We start from the raw sequence: 16,216 nt of genomic DNA, 5'->3' as shown, positions 1-16,216 counted from the left end.
AATCAAATTGATTATGGACCTACTGCAGATGACTTTGTTTTGTATGTTGAGTGTGCTTTTCGCTGAACCCGTTTCGGAGTCTACACCATCACCAGAGAAGAAGATTTTGATGCATGCCACACCAAACCAAGCGGTGGCAGGCGTAGCAAGCAACATCATTTACCAATCCAAAGATGGAGGACAGACCTGGCAAGACGTCAGCCAGACTTTGCCTGTTAATGCACAGCCTGAAGGATTTTTTGCAAGTGAGTCAGACGTTTATATGCGTGTAAAAAATGAATTGTACCACAGCAAGAGCAATCTTAAGGAACCTGCCTGGGAAAAAGAGAGTTCGCTTGATCTGCAAGGGCCTTCGATCGCCTTTAATCGTTCGGGTGTAGTGGCCTACAATTATGACGGACAGATTTATAAAAAAGAATCCTCAGCATGGCTGCCTGTTTATACCAATTCAAAAAAGCATTCGCTACAAAGTGTTTTCGAAACCACTGATGGAACCTTATTCCTGGGTTCGGGTAACGGTCTCTACAAATCTGCCGACAAGGGGAAAAGCTGGAAGCAAGTTCAGAACGAGGGTTGGGTGATGGACATGGTAGAGTCGGATGGCGTGCTGATCGGTACTGGTCAAAAAGGTATTATGCGTTCTACAGACATGGGCGAACACTGGGAATGGGTGATCAGCGAAGGGGGCGTGGGTATAGCGGCTGAGCGTATAACTGGTGGATTTGCTGCGATTGTTTACAGCTCAGCTAAACAGTCCAGAAGAATATACACTTCCATAGATAACGGCAAAACCTGGAAAAGTATTGAAGAAGGACTTCATCCTTCTTTATCCATTTCATCCATTAAACAAGTAGGCAACTATTTACTCTGCAGTCATCCGGATGGTATTTTTCGCTCAGCCGATATGGGTAAAACATGGCACATGGTTCAATCTGGTGTGACGGAAAGAAAGTTGGTATTTGTTCCGACATGGAATACTGCTACTTACAATGATCCTGAAAAAGTGTTTAAATTATACCTGGCAGGCAATGTAATATATGCAGTGGCCGTCAATTCAGGATGCTGATATAAATTATTATAAATGAGATACTTATAATCGATTAACTAGTGTGTTCAGTTAATATTAATTAAAGTATTACATCAAGGCTTGGGAGTCGTAATAAACCAAGCCTTTTTTGCATTTCTACAAGCCAAGCAGATTAACAATTATTACTTCGCTGTCGCGGATGCTGTATACAGCCAAGCATGCAGTTTCATCCATGGCCTTGCTTCGCCTGCATTTATGTGAGCGATTGGAAAAGGAGTTTTGATTAAGATGAAAGGTGTTTCGTCAGGACGAGTACCAGGGTAATACAGTCGGCCTTTGGACCCGTCCTGATTTCATTATGGGGGATAACTAAGAAATATTGTATTAAAACGAAATGAGCTTGTAACCTATCCATTACTTTCACGTTTGTTAAGTAAATGACCTTCTTTAAAAGCATAACCCTATGAAGCAGCATTCACTTGGCGAATTTGAGGAACTGGTACTATTGCTGGTAGCCGCCCAGCATAATGAAGCATATGGGGTTAGCATACTGGAAGGCTTGGAGGATAAACTTGAGAAAAAAATGAACATTAGCGCGGTTCACGTGGCCCTTAAACGCCTGGAAGATAAAGGTTTTGTGAAGTCAAGGTTTGGCGGAATTACCGAGGAGCGTGGTGGCAGGCGAAAGAAGTTTTACATGATTACGGCACTCGGAAAAAAAGTGTTAGACACGCAGTACGAGTTAAGAAGCAGCATCTACAAACTGATTCCTAAAATTTCATTCAGCTAATGCATCCTCCAAAAAAAGCACTGGCTTTTCTTCGCTGGTTTTGTCGCGAAGATTATATCGAGGAGATAGAAGGGGACCTGACAGAGGTTTTCGAAAAGCACTTTGAAGAAAATTCGCGTACAGCAAAATGGAAATTCGCCTGGAGTGTATTACGTTACTTCCGGCCGGGTTTTATCAAGTCGTTTAGAAATTCGTATCAACCTGATTCTTACAGTATGTATAAAAATTATTTTAAAATCGCCTACAGAAACCTAAGCAGCAATAAGGGTTTTTCGATCATCAACATTATTGGGCTTTCTATTGGAATGACATGCTGTCTTCTGATTTTTCAGTTCGTTGCCTTCGAATATAGTTATGATCGCTTTCATGGTGAGAAGGAAAATATTTATCGTTTGCTTCAATCTTACGGACAACAGGGGCAAATCATGGAAGCAGGCCATGCCTATACAGCTCAAGCACTCGCACCTGCGTTGAAGGAAGGTGTTCCGGAAATTGTCGGGATCACGCGAATACATTCCGATGATGCTGTGTTATTTGATGCCAGGCATCCTGAAAATGTATTTGAAGATGACAACCTTTTGTATGTGGACAAGGATTTTCTGAAAATGTTTACGTTCCCGCTTGTATCAGGAGATGTAAGCAAGGCATTGCAATCCGGCACTGTATTGATCTCGGAATCAGCGGCACGTAAATATTTTAACTCCAATAACCCTATGGGAGAAGTACTTGAAGTAACGGGAACGCTGGAAAAAGTCTTTACCGTAACGGGTGTATTTAAAGATGTTCCTGCCAACTCGCATTTGCAATTTGAGGTGCTCTTGCCTTTGGAAGATTTGTTACATGAATCATATTATGCAACGGAGCCAGAAGGTGGATGGAGTTGGAATAATTTTACTACGTTCATTCACGTACAAAACGGTTCTGACAGGTCTGTTGTGGATAAGAAAATGACGGCAATCTACTTGGACCATCGGGGCAAACAGCTCGCGGAACGGGGCTATACCGGAGCCATCAATACCCAGGCACTTACTGACATTCACCTGAACTCGGAAGTAAGTGGTGCCGGTAATATTGTTAGCGGTAGTTATCGGACTGTCTATTTCTTTTTAGTGGTGGGCTTCATCACACTCATTATCGCATTGGTGAATTACATCAACCTGGCAACTTCCCGCGCAGTGAATCGCTCACGTGAAGTAGGGGTACGAAAATCTGTGGGTGCTAAACGTACACAGTTGGTTGCTCAATTCCTATCAGAATCGGCACTTACTAATATCATAGCGGCTGCGTTGGCCATGCTTTTCGCTGCTTTACTAATACCTGTTGTGAACGAGATGATTGAAACACAACTTTCTTTGGCGCTGTGGATGAATCCTCGCTTCTGGATGGTCTTCACACTCACCATGCTGGTGAGCACCTTGCTGGCTGGTGTATATCCTGCTTTTGTGCTCTCATCATTCAAACCTGCTGCCGTGCTAAAGGGTCGCGCTTCTTCTACGGGTGGTCACTTATGGTTGCGGAAAAGTCTGGTGGTGGTTCAGTTTGTCGCTTCTATTGTACTGGTGGCGGGCACGGCCACCGTCTTTAATCAGTTAAGTTTTATGCGAAACATGGATCTGGGTCTTAACCTTGAAAAAGTGGTAACAATTCGCGCACCACGTGTGCTTCCTGAAAATGCAAACCGTGCGCAGGTTACCGAAACATTTATTCAGCAGGTTAACACTATTCCAGGTGTATTGGCGTCTACACGATCCTCTACTGTACCCGGCAGCGGATTTAACTGGAACGGTGCAGCAATCCGCAAGAGTATGGATGATCCATCTGCCGCTATTCGTGGCGTAGCCACTTATATTGACAGCACCTTCGCCAGGGTATACGGGTTGACAATCGTTGCTGGAAAAGAATTTAAAGACATTACCTTATCTAATGATCCTGAGGCACCATGGAAGGTGATGGTGAATGAGACGACTGCGAAGTCTCTTGGCTATACTGCTGCGCTTGAGGCTGTTGATCAGTTGCTGTTCGTTGGTGATTACCGCGCGCAAATTATAGGGGTGTATAAAGATTTCAACTGGTCATCTGCCCATGAAGCGCAACAAAATATTGTGTTTGGTCATAGCCTCAGTGGTCGTTATGTTTCTGTTAAATTATCCGTTGAAGACGCTAGTGCTGTTATCAACACAATCAAGACACAGTTTGAACAACAGTTTCCAGGTAATATTTTTCAATATGCTTTTGCCGATGAATCTTTCAATCAGCAATACAAAAATGACCAGCGTTTTGCAAAATTGTTTAGCATAGCATCAGGCATGGCCACTTTTATTGCCTGCTTAGGTCTGCTGGGTTTAGTAGCCTTTACCGCACAACAACGCACGAAGGAGATTGGTATGCGCAAAGTACTGGGCGCTTCTGCAGGTAGTATTGTGACCTTGCTTAGCAAAGATTTTTTACAATTGGTTGTTGTTGGATTTATTTTAGCGGTGCCAATTACCTGGTACGCCATGAATCAATGGCTCAACAATTTTGCTTATCGTGAGGAAGTAAGTCTGTGGGTACTTGCCCTGGCGGGGGTATTGTGCATGCTTATTGCATTGCTTACCGTTTCCTGGCAATCACTTAAAGCTGCCCTTGCTAATCCTGTAGATAGTTTGAGGAGTGAATAAAGAGAAATTACAGAGTCAAATTTTTCATTAATTGCCTTGAGTAAGGTGAACAAGTTGACAAAAATCCAAGCCTTACTTTGTGTCGCCAAGAAAATCATTGCATAAACGATTACCACTTCATTGCTTTTTATGTGAATGCAGTTAGTTAATCCCGGCCCCTGGTAGCCGGATTTTCTTGCTCGATTTGAACAGGCATTTTGAATAAGACAAAAACTGTTTCGTGAGGACACGCGCCATGGAATCTAAAAGGTCTTACAACAAATACGTTGTTACTTTTTATAACTGATAGCATTATGGCTATACAGACTAAACCCAAGCGTTATGAAATTCACTGCATTGTTTTTGCTGAGTATGGTGGCTGGTACTGTCTACAGTCAGGGAGAATTTAAAATTCATGAAAATGGGCTGATCTATAATGAAGCAACCATGGCCCGCTTAGGCACTATCGTTGACTCACTGAATCTGAAATTTAAAACGTGCGATTTATCACATCCCTATTATTCTTTTGATCAGGGTATGGCAATCCAGGTTAACGTACACAATAAGGAAGCACGTACGTTAATTGAAAGGGGCGTTTCTCTCGAAGATTTTAAAAAGCGTTTTCCACGCAGCGCATACAAGCAGCTATGGATTGTGAAAATGCATTACATTGATTATGAGAACAAATCAAAATTAGAATATACTGGCTTGCCTTTTGGTTGGAATAGTGAGCCATCTATTACGGTGGATGACAAGCCGGCCAATGACAAAACCAAGGGGTGGATTTTAAGTCCGAAGGGGAATGTAGCATTTTATCTTTCGAAGCTGGAACGCTATGAATTGCCCTTTGCCTATGCACGCTTGGTGCAGTACGTAGATTGCATGATCGACACCACTACAGGGATATACTTACCGCAAGCAAACCGTTCGGTAAACAACCGGTGGGAAGCCGACATGCCGGAGAATGATTTTATGGCGTGGGCCAATAGCTATCCAGGTAAGCCTGCAGATTTAAATTATGATAACATGGACGATGATAACTTTGATAGTTTGAGCAATCAATACTATCAACAATACAACGTATGGGATAGTTTACGGAGAATTTATGTGGAAGAGCAACTAAAAAATTCCCCTGAGTGCAGACGCCAGTTAGCAGCGTCCATTGAAGAGAGTATACAGAAGGGCAACTCCAACAACGAGTTTGAAAGCTATGTGACCCGTTATGTGTCACCAAGAGACGCATTGCAATTAAAGCGAAGTCGCAGAGTAGTAGGCTATTGCAGTATGGATATGAGCCCGAGATACCACGCCATGGAAATCTGTCAGCTGGCTGCAGAAACTGCACAATGGGATATTTTCCTGCGTTCACACCTCGACATAATGAATGACAGATTTGACCGCAGAAGCGATGGTAGCTGGGCTTGGGCCGATCGGAAAACCTACCTGAAAGAACTGGAAGAGTTGGAAATACCGGCTATTGATTTATTACTCGGCACAAGCTTGAGAATATCCAACGTCAGCAAAAATCACTATTGGAGTTCTATTAGCCGCACAGGTCGCGCCCTGATTGACGCAGAAGATAAAGAAGCCTTGGAGAAGCGATTGATGCAGATGATTCAGGATGATAAACTGGATCCTTATAATCGCTTGCTGATGGCCTATTTGTTCAGCAACTATATTGGGCACATGGAAGATGAAGTACAGCGAGAAGCCAGTGCAAAACGTCTTGAAAATATTGTAGCGACATTGCCTGATTACGTAAAGGCAGTATGGAATAAAGAATAAGTGCTTACAAAGGGTTGGTGCCTTATCCGGATTTTGGTGATCTTGCTTCTATTAGCTTATTTTCCGTATGGAATAATGCCCACGGGTGCATCTTATGGATGGAGAGCACCCTAACCTTTACCTATGAAAACCTGGAGACTTACCATTCTTTGTTTACTACTTTCATGCCTCAGTGTTTCTGGGGCGCAGGCACAAAATGTCAATTGGGATCTCGGTCCGCAAAAAGGGCTGGTGTTTGAAATCACTAATAAGGAAGCACAAAAACTGCTCACAAAAGGCAAGTCGGATGAAATCTTCAAGAGTCTGTTGCACACAGTCATTGATACATTCGATGTCAGCACTGGCTGGAAGGAGCGTCCTGCGAAGGGTCATTTTATCATGGTCAGCATTCATAAGAATAAAATGCATTGCGAGTACACCAGTGTTTTTCCCTATCAGGTATTTCTATTGAAAGAATTTGGTGCCCTGGCTTTACAAGTACTGGACCTGGAGGGAAACATCAGGGAGGACGCAACGGTGAGGCTAGGGGCAAAAAGAATCCAGATTGATACATTAACAAAAACGTATCGGATGGAAAACGAATGGTTCATAGGTAATAAGCGCTTTGTTACGGTTGAGTTCGCAGGCTTCCGAAGTGTATTTAACATCGAAAAGCATGAGGTGCCTTACTGGTACAATGACTATTACTACAACAGTGACGATGGCCCTGATTTTTATAGTTACATGATTACTGATAAGAACCGCTACAAGCCGAACGAAAAAGTACGGTTCAAATCGTTTGCATTGTCGGGCACAAAAACGCCCTTGCGTAAAGAACTTGAAGTATGGCTTCTTCAAAACGGCAAACCAAAGAAGGTTGGAACTATTAAACCACAACGACCCGGCAGTTACGCCAGCGAACTTCATCTCCATGACTCGCTTAAGCTCGTGCTCGACAGGCATTATCCTTTGCAGTTAAGGGAGCGAAGCGGCAGGGTAGTGGCCAGTTGCAATTTTAAATATGAAGACTACGAATTGTTTGGCAACCAACTCGAGGTAGAACTAAAGAAAGAAAGACAATTTCATCCAGAAAATAATGAGTTGAGTATCAAGGCAACAGATGTGAACGGACTGATGCTAAAAGATGCCACTGCTACCATTGTTGTGACAACGCATACGATCCGCGAAACATTTGATCCGATCGTTATTCTTCCAGACACTTTGCTCTATAAAAAGATATTACTGGATCCGGATCTCCCGACCATCGTAACTATACCCGCTACCTTGTTTGGAAAATCAAATACAGCCTATAACGTGGATGTGGTGGTCACCAATAGTGAAAATCAAAGAGTGGTACAGTCACTGGGCGCCATTCATTATTTTTCGGAATATGAGATCGTCACACGCTTTTCGAATGATAGCATCGTCTATGAACTTCAAAGCAGTGGCGTACCACTGAAGCATGTTCCTGCAAGAATTTTTCACAGTGAAATTGACTCCTTAGCCGTTGTGCTCCCGTTTAAGGAAAAGATAAATCCGGTTGTTACCAATGTAAAGATTGTAAGTGCATTGGCCACACGTGACTTCAGTATGCGCAACCTGATGCCAGCACTGGAAGTTACAGGAGGCATTCTGAAAGACAGCTTTAATGTTTCATTAAACAATCCGCAGAAACTGGAGGTGTCGTGGTTTATCTACCAGGGAAATGCACTGCTTGCCAAAGGTTCAGAGAAGATGGAATTTAAGTCTCTTATCACCAATCGATCGTTAAGCTATTATGTTGAATTGCTGTATTCTTTCGGAGGCCAGGAAAATATCATCACCGAGGAATATGAATTCACAGACGACATCCTCAACGTATTGCTGGATCTTCCTGAAAGAGTGTATCCAAGTCAGTCTGTAGAAGCGCTGATCAAAGTTGAGGATCAGGAGGGACGCCCTGTTTCAAATGTTGATTTAACGGCTTTTGCTGTAACATCCAAGCTCGGCTATTATCCACCACCGCTTCCGTATTATGGCGCCACGTCTGATGCTCGCCACCAGGCGGCTGACTTCAGTAAAGAGGATGTTAATAAACGCACGGCTATTCTGGATCTTGATTACAACAAGTGGGAAAAAAGCTTTCGCCTCGATACCATGAAATACTATCAGTTCACATATCCCGATGCAGAATCCTTCAAACATGTGTATGCTATTCAGGACAGCACTCAGTTTGCACCTTACGTGATGAAAAACGGATTAGCACAAGAAATTTATGTCATTGAAGTGAATCGTCATCCCGTTTATTATTCGTGGGTGTCCATGCCACCAGCCTATTCATTCTATATTTCCTCAAAAAAGAAAAGTCAGGTTACGCTGAGGCTTTATGACCGCGTGCTGATTCTCGACTCTATCCAGTTCGAATCAGGAAAGAAAACAATCTTGAGTATTGACCTCGATCATCTTCCAAAAGAAGTAAATGTTGTTAAACTATACCAGCCCGCGAAAAAACGCAAAGATCGTAAACCACCCGCTTTTACACCTACCGAGATTGCCCGACACACGCCTCTTGTTGCAGGGTTTAAGCAGGTGGCCACACGAGGTTATCTCGAATCGAAGACAGGCTTCATTCCGCTTTTCTACGAGCGCAATATGAATTTTATTACAGCAGGTCCGATCACCCCTGGGCGGCAAACCTTTTCCGGAGATGATCTCCGGTCAATTTCGTATCAGCATGTGGGTGGCTTTAACTATGCCTTTGAAGATAATGTCGTTTACAAGACTGACACTAAAAACCTTATTCCAGCCAGGTTATTGAACAATAAATTAGATCCTTCTACAACCATGAGCGATTTGGTATTGACGAAGAAACAATTTCTTGAAACACCACCGCTTGTTAAAAACAAATGGCACGCCCGCTCCCTTGAATTCATGGATCGATCGATGCGATTAACCTTATTGCTACCGGAGGAAAAAGAGAAATCTGGAATTGCCCGCGTATTCCTGGTGGATAGTAAAACTGGCAAACTGATTTCACCTTGTGAATACAATTCGCAAGCTATTGGCAGCTATACACTGCCACGTGGCTTACACCATGTGGTGGTGGTATACAATAACGGTCGTTATTTCAAAGCCGACAATGTTGATCTTCGTTCCTTTACCAAAGCAGTAATCAACTTCAATCAGTTTAAAGTACATCCAGCCGATGAAGCATCGCTAGCCTGGCTGCTCATTGCACCAGACAATTGCTATCAGCCAGCCATACGCACTACACGGACCTTTCAGATCAGGTCGCGAAAAGCAGTTAATGGAAATGTGCAGGGAACTATCCTGAGTGCGGAAGACAATAGTCCTTTGCCAGGAGTCAATGTAGTTATTAAAGGTACGATGGATGGAACCGTAACCGACATCAATGGACATTTCTCCATTAACATTACTGAATCTCCTTCTATACTTGTTTTTAGTTTCATTGGACTACAAACCAAGGAAGTAGAAGTACGTTCTGGGTCTGTTATTACGGTAGATTTAGCAATGGATGTTACGCAACTATCTGAGATAGTTGTGGTTGGATATGGTATATCAAGCGAACGAAGATCAATGACTTCTGCCTCTGTTACAATCAGGGGAATGTCCTCTCTAAGTGGAAGAGTGGCTGGTGTTCAAATAGAAGGAGAGGATGACTACGATGATGCTCCATCCCAAAAGCAAACACAAGCAGAAGTACAGCGGGCTGAACAAAAACTCTATCAGGAACTTCTTAATTTAAACAGCATCCGATCTAATTTCTCTGATGTCGGATTCTGGGAGCCAACGCTGTTCACGGATAAGGAAGGTAAGTCGAAGTTCAACATAACCTTTCCAGACAATATTACCCGATGGGATGCAACGGTATATGCCATGAACAGGCGACTTCAAAGTGGCACGGCAAGAAAGAGTATCAAGTCTTACAAACCTTTGATGGCTGAGTTTCATGTACCGCAGTTTCTCACCCAGGGCGATTCGGTTTTCTTGCTCGGAAAAGTGCTGAACTACACACAAGACTCCACCATTCAGGGAAAAATAAAATGGACACTTGCTGGTCAGGAGCAGGAAAAGAACATTTCGTTTACTGATTTCCATTCCGAAAAATTATTAACACAAGCAATGTCGACAGACACGATAAAAGGCAAATTCATTTTTAACCGAAACGATGGTTATCTCGATGGCGAGGAACGTGAAGTACCGGTGGTAGATCAAGGCGTCATCCGTGCAGCAGGCTCATTGCATATCCTGAAGGGAAATGATGTTGTTCTTATCAAATCAAAAGAAAATGAAAAAACCATAGTTGAAATTCTTGATAATCCACTGGAAGTTTATGTGCGTGATGCCGAAAGCCTGATGCACTATCGCTACGAATGTAACGAACAGCTAGCCTCCAAACTGCTGGGCTTATTGAGTTATAAACTCGTTATGCAGTTTAAGAATAAACCTTTCCGATACGATAAAGATGTTAATAGAATCATTAACCGGCTGCTGAAAAACCAAAATCAGGAATTTCTGTGGTCATGGTGGGATGTTTCGGGCAACACCTCATACTGGATGTCAGCTCACATTTTGCGTGCATTGAAAACTGCAAAAGATGCCGGTTACACTGTAAACCTGGATGTGGCCAACCTGGCCAGGAAAGCTTCTTACCGCTATGAAATGCAAAAAGATATTCGTGTGTGGGATGCTGAATTACTGAATGCACTGGCTACCTGGGGCATATCGTTAGACTATACTAGGCTGGTTAAAAAAGTTGATTCAATAATTTATCAAAGTCAATTTGTGAAAGATATACGAACAGGAGAAAAAACATGGAAGGCAGCGTACCTGACGCAAAAGCTATTGATGCTGGAAGTAAAACAACTTAAAAATATTTCCTACGAACGCGACTCGCTGCTCAAATATAAAAAGGAGGGGATACTGAGTGATGTAAACTTTAGCGATGGCTCGTCATCTTACTGGTACTACAACGACCTTACAGCAAATGCCATAGCCTACCGTATTGTAAAGAACGATTCTGTCTTGAAAAACTTAACCATTCCCATGCAATTGTTTTTCCTGAAAGAGAGGCGAAAAAATTTCTGGAATACCTATCACACCGCTAACGTACTGATGAGCCTGTTGCCTGATTTACTGGAAGCGGGTGCTACCAGCGACCAACTGGCAAGCGTGAAACTATCCGGCAAAGTTAACGAAGCAATTACGCAGTTTCCATACAAGATTGAACTTATGCCTGGTGAAGAACTTCGACTGGAAAAACTATCAGGCGTACCCTTATACTTTATGCAATACACATGGGAACGTGTTACGGTGGCTACATCGGGGGTGGACGGGTTTACCATCAACACTTCGCTCGGAAACAAGCAAGCTACACTTCAAGCCGGAAAACCTGTTAACCTGCTGGTTGAAGTAAATGTAAAACGAGATGCATCCATGGAGTACGTTATGATTGAAGTCCCCATTCCTGGCGCATGTAGTTATGGTGATAAACAGCAAGACAGAAGTAAAGAGACACACAGAGAATACTTTAAGGATAAAACTGTCATTTTCTGCGAAAATTTAAAAGCAGGAAAACATACGTTTAGCATTTCACTGTTACCTCGCTTTACGGGCAGTTTTTTTCAAAACCCTGCACAAGTATCCTTAATGTATGTGCCAGTAGTAAATGCCAACAATGACTTAACAAGGGTGAGGGTAGAGTAGATAGTCAAGTCAAGCGTTGCCGGATTTTCTTGCGCGATTTGAAATGGCATTTTGAATAAGACAAAAACTGTGTCGTGAGGACACAAACCAGGATAAGGGTAAAAAGCGTTTTGCCTAGGTAAGAACGCTTTAGAAGGATAAATACAAGGGCCGCAGCATTCTACCTTGCGCTGCTGATGTTTAAGCCGTATGAAAGTATATCCGTAAATTTCGCTAAGTTTTGTAATTTGCTCTCATGAAAAGAATTCTCCTGGGCGTGATTGTTTTATTCTCTCTTCCCGCATTTTGCCAAGGTATTCTTACCACACACCAGGACAGCCTTTCAACACAGCACGACATCAACGAAGTAGATCGACTGATTACAGTAAGCAGACAACATCAATGGATTGATTCGTATAAGTGCCTGCACTATGCAGACCAGGCACTTTTGTTGGCGCAAGCGCTTGATTATAAAAAGGGAATAACCGAAGCCTATAATCTAAGAGGTTTTTGTTATTGGACTTTTGGCGACAATGACCTTGCTGTGCAAGCCGCTATGCAGGCCATGGAACTTGCCACGAAAGAAACTAACACAAGCGCGCTGGCTGAGAGTTATTATATTCTTGCTCGCGGGTATATGGACCTGCGCGAATCTGTAAAAGCAGAGGAATTTATTCGTAAGGCCGAAGCGCTGGCTAATCAGACAGAGAATTGGGCGCAGGTATTAAGTATTTACAATTTAAAGGGAGTAATCTTTTTTATCGATAATAAGATTGACAGTGCCCTGTATTTTTACAACAAGGCTTTTGCCATCGGAAATGAACACGGAGTTGATCCAATCAATTTTCCCAGAATTCTCTCTAATATTGGTGAGTGTTACATGCCCGAAAATACAGCACTGGCCTTCTCTCATTTTACAAAAGCATTGGCACTGGCCAGGGAAACAAACAATAAAATTGCCGAGGCTTCCATCACCAGTATCATAGGACATGCCTACTTGCAACAAAAGAACTTAACGCATGCCGAAACTAATCTGCACACTGCGCTCTTGTCTGCACAAGCCCTAGGCTTGCGGAGAGTCATCCGGCATGCTTATGCTGGTTTAGTAAAAATCAAATTGCAACAGGGAAGGGGCGATGAAGCAGTTGTCTACCTGCAACGGTATTATGATGTACGCGATAGTTTATTGAACTCGTCCAAAATACGACAGATTGTTGAACTGGAAGCGAAACACGAGCTGGCGTTAAAGGAACAAAACATTAAACTCCTGGAAAGTGAAAAGAGAATTCAGACTATCTGGAAAAATTTATTGATTGGTTTTATCCTCTTGTTGGCGCTGTTTTTCATCGCCTTGTTTCAGGCACAGCGTTTTAGGCATCGCAAAAACCGTGAAATGCTTAACCTGGAAATTGATTACCTGACCAGGCAGCACAAAGAAACAACAGCTCGCTTCAATGAATCGTTGATCCAGGAATCGGACGAAGTACTGGAGTCGTATGATCAAAAGCTGTTAAAGAAAGCGATATCCATTGTAGACGACAACATCAAGGATCCGCAACTCAGTGTGGAAAAAATGGCCATGGAAATGAACATGAGCCGCACAAGTCTGCACAGAAAAATCAAATCCATTACCGGCTTTTCGCCTAGCGAGTTAATTCGAAGCATCCGCTTGCGAAGAGCTGCAAAGCTGATAGCCAATAGGGTGGACTCAGCCACACAAATTGCCCTGATGGTGGGCTTTGATGATTACGCCCATTTCTCAAAAGCCTTTAAAAAACACTTTGGAACCTCGCCATCCGGTTACGAAGCACACGCCAAAAGCCAGTCTCCAGCTAGTTCCACAGAGCAAGTCTGATGTAGCAACATGATGGGCTTGTACCTGCATGGCAAATGCTTGTCATGATGTTTCAGTGTGGCCCCATCTGTTGAAATTGGCACCTGTGTACATGTTTATGAGCAAATCTGACAAGTTTCAGCCTTGATCACTGTCCTAACTTTGCCGTATAAATCCAACAAAAAAAGGAAATGAAACAGCAGATCAAACGTATTTCAAAAGGCGAAAAAATTTTCACCCTCCTCATGGGTATTGTCATTGGAGTCATTATCGTAGTCCATGTACTGAAGGATACCAACGCTATTTAAACATGGTTTTAAACAATTTAACTGAAACGATCCAAATGAATCCAAATAAAGCATTGTGGGAGAAAGGCGATTTTACCCGAATCGCAGTAAGCATGCGCGAAAGTGGTGAAGCACTGATTGCGCAACTAGGAATAGGCAAAGGCATGCGTGTAATAGACCTGGGCTGTGGCGATGGAACCACGGCCATTCCTGCCGCCAAACAAGGCGCACAAGTAGTTGGTGTTGACATTGCCAGCAACCTGGTGGAAGCCGGCAGAAAACGTGCGGAGCAAGCACAACTCAGTAACCTTACTTTTCAGGAAGGAGATGCCTGCGACCTGAAAGCATTAGAGACGGCTTCCTTCGATTATCTGGTGAGCATTTTTGGAGCGATGTTCGCTCCGCGCCCTTTTGATGTAGCCAAAGAAATGGTACGTGTTATAAAGCCGGGTGGAAAAATAGTCATGGGTAACTGGATACCCGGAGATCCAACCTTGGTTGCGCAAATACTCAGGATCAGTGCATCGTATACACCACCACCACCCGAAGGCTTTGTGAGCCCGATGCTTTGGGGCGTGGAGAATCATGTAGTTGAGCGATTTGAAAAAGCGGGTATTGCTGCTGAAAACATTTCATTTTTGCGCGACACCTACACCTTTAATTTTGCGGGAACACCTTCCGAATTGGTGAGCACATTTAAAAATTACTATGGCCCCACGATGAATGCTTTTGAAGCGGCCGATAAAAACGGGAAGGCTGATCAATTGCAAAAGGAGCTGGAAGACTTATTCACACAACAGAATGAAAGCAGGCTGCCGAATCGGACGACCATCCCGGCCACCTTCCTGCGTGTAACAATTCATGTACCTCAGTAGTCTGGTTATTATCGATGCCGTTCCACAGGTTGCTTCCTCAGCCCAGTACACAGGCAAGGTTTATTCATCGCAAAGATGAGTTTATATTGTATCAGGTATTTCTGAGGTGACTGCTGGACTATGGCATCTTGCTATTGTAAAATAACATTCAAACACCATTCTATGTCACTAAAAAATTTTATTGTCATCGCATGCCTTTCATTTAGTTCGGTACAGGCACAACAAAATGCAGCGCCCAAATATGGAGACAATCCAAAAGCAGGCGCTTTCTATAACCATAAGGGTGTACAGGTGTATTATGAAATTTACGGTCAGGGTAAGCCACTTGTATTGCTGCACGGCAACGGAGGTTCTATTGGCAGTCGCGCCAATTTAATTCCTGATTTTGCAAATCACTATCAGGTGATCGCTTTTGATAGCCGGTGTCATGGAAAGTCGGACTGCCCCATGGGTTATCTCACCTACGAACAAATGGCCTCGGATGTGCATGCCGTATTAAACCATCTGAAAATTGATTCCACCTATATGTGGGGTCACAGCGATGGCGGCATAGTCGGTTTGCTCATCGCCATCCACTATCCGCAAAAAGTAAAAAAGCTTTTGGCCTCAGGCGCTAACCTGCGGCCCGACACCACAGCCATAGACCCGGCACTTGTACCTATTTTGGACAAGATGTGGCCGCTTGTGAAGAACGACAGCATTCGAAGTAAACAATTCAGACTATTAGTCGAGCAGCCCAATATCACTAGCGCTGAATTAAAAAGAATTAAGGCTGATGTCATGATTATGGGTGGTGACCGTGATGCTATCCGCAACGAGCATCTATTGGAAATGCACCAAAAAATTTCCGGTTCACTACTTTGCATTTTACCAGGAACCACTCACTTTCCTTATCAGGATCGCACCAAATGGTTTCTGGAAATTCTGTACGATTTTTTTGACAATCCACCGCGCAGAACTACTACGGCTCAGTTGTTTAAGTAATTTGATGTTGAGCGCTTGAAACGATTTGTGTCCACGTGAACCATTTATATAAACAATTAATACTTCGTTATGAATCCGTTTTCTTCGCGAATTGCTTTATCATGGAAGCCCGATTGAAACGAGTTATCTCCTCTTTTTCTTCAGTGTTTCCTCTCTTTGATTTTCCGCTCCAGGGTAATACCGGGGTGGATGCCCTTCAGTAGTTCAAGTGCTTGATCCATATGACAACTATAAACAACTTTGTTAATAGGTGTTTTAAAAGCCATAAAAAGGCTTCCTATCTAAATTTTGAGGATTTCATACTAAGCCTTGGTTCTTGTCACCACGAACC

Annotated in this window: 8 protein-coding genes; all 8 read left to right on the top strand. The window is 43.2% G+C overall.

The window, feature by feature from the left end; translation table 11 throughout:
- Positions 1 to 13 precede the first annotated feature (13 nt).
- A complete protein-coding gene (locus ACO1XM_RS04535; protein WP_486226264.1) occupies positions 14 to 1,066 on the top strand; it encodes a WD40/YVTN/BNR-like repeat-containing protein in 1,053 nt (350 codons plus the stop codon).
- A 424-nt stretch (positions 1,067 to 1,490) separates the two neighbouring features.
- Positions 1,491 to 1,817 carry a PadR family transcriptional regulator gene (locus tag ACO1XM_RS04530; protein ID WP_486226262.1) on the top strand — a complete coding sequence of 109 codons (327 nt, stop codon included), beginning with the start codon at positions 1,491 to 1,493 and terminating at the stop codon, positions 1,815 to 1,817.
- Positions 1,817 to 4,477 carry an ABC transporter permease gene (locus tag ACO1XM_RS04525; RefSeq protein WP_486226260.1) on the top strand — a complete coding sequence of 887 codons (2,661 nt, stop codon included), beginning with the start codon at positions 1,817 to 1,819 and terminating at the stop codon, positions 4,475 to 4,477. The genes ACO1XM_RS04530 and ACO1XM_RS04525 overlap by 1 nt, the downstream gene beginning before the upstream one ends.
- A 321-nt stretch (positions 4,478 to 4,798) precedes the next feature.
- Entirely contained in the window at positions 4,799 to 6,241 is a 1,443-nt protein-coding gene (locus tag ACO1XM_RS04520; protein WP_486226258.1) for a hypothetical protein, read from the top strand.
- A 123-nt stretch (positions 6,242 to 6,364) separates the two neighbouring features.
- The gene (locus ACO1XM_RS04515; protein WP_486226256.1) at positions 6,365 to 11,926 is read left to right on the top strand and encodes a carboxypeptidase-like regulatory domain-containing protein; all 5,562 of its coding nucleotides are present in this window, start codon (positions 6,365 to 6,367) and stop codon (positions 11,924 to 11,926) included.
- A 235-nt stretch (positions 11,927 to 12,161) separates the two neighbouring features.
- Entirely contained in the window at positions 12,162 to 13,760 is a 1,599-nt protein-coding gene (locus ACO1XM_RS04510; RefSeq protein WP_486226254.1) for a helix-turn-helix domain-containing protein, read from the top strand.
- A gap of 322 nt (positions 13,761 to 14,082) precedes the next feature.
- Entirely contained in the window at positions 14,083 to 14,901 is an 819-nt protein-coding gene (locus ACO1XM_RS04505) for a class I SAM-dependent methyltransferase (RefSeq protein WP_486226252.1), read from the top strand.
- 162 nt (positions 14,902 to 15,063) lie between these two features.
- Entirely contained in the window at positions 15,064 to 15,885 is an 822-nt protein-coding gene (locus tag ACO1XM_RS04500) for an alpha/beta fold hydrolase (RefSeq protein WP_486226250.1), read from the top strand.
- The last annotated feature ends 331 nt before the right edge of the window (positions 15,886 to 16,216 follow it).

It is taken from the genome of Chryseotalea sp., assembly GCF_057350905.1.
The sequence above is the reverse complement of the archived record's forward strand: the minus strand, read 5'-3'. Positions and strand labels throughout refer to the sequence as shown.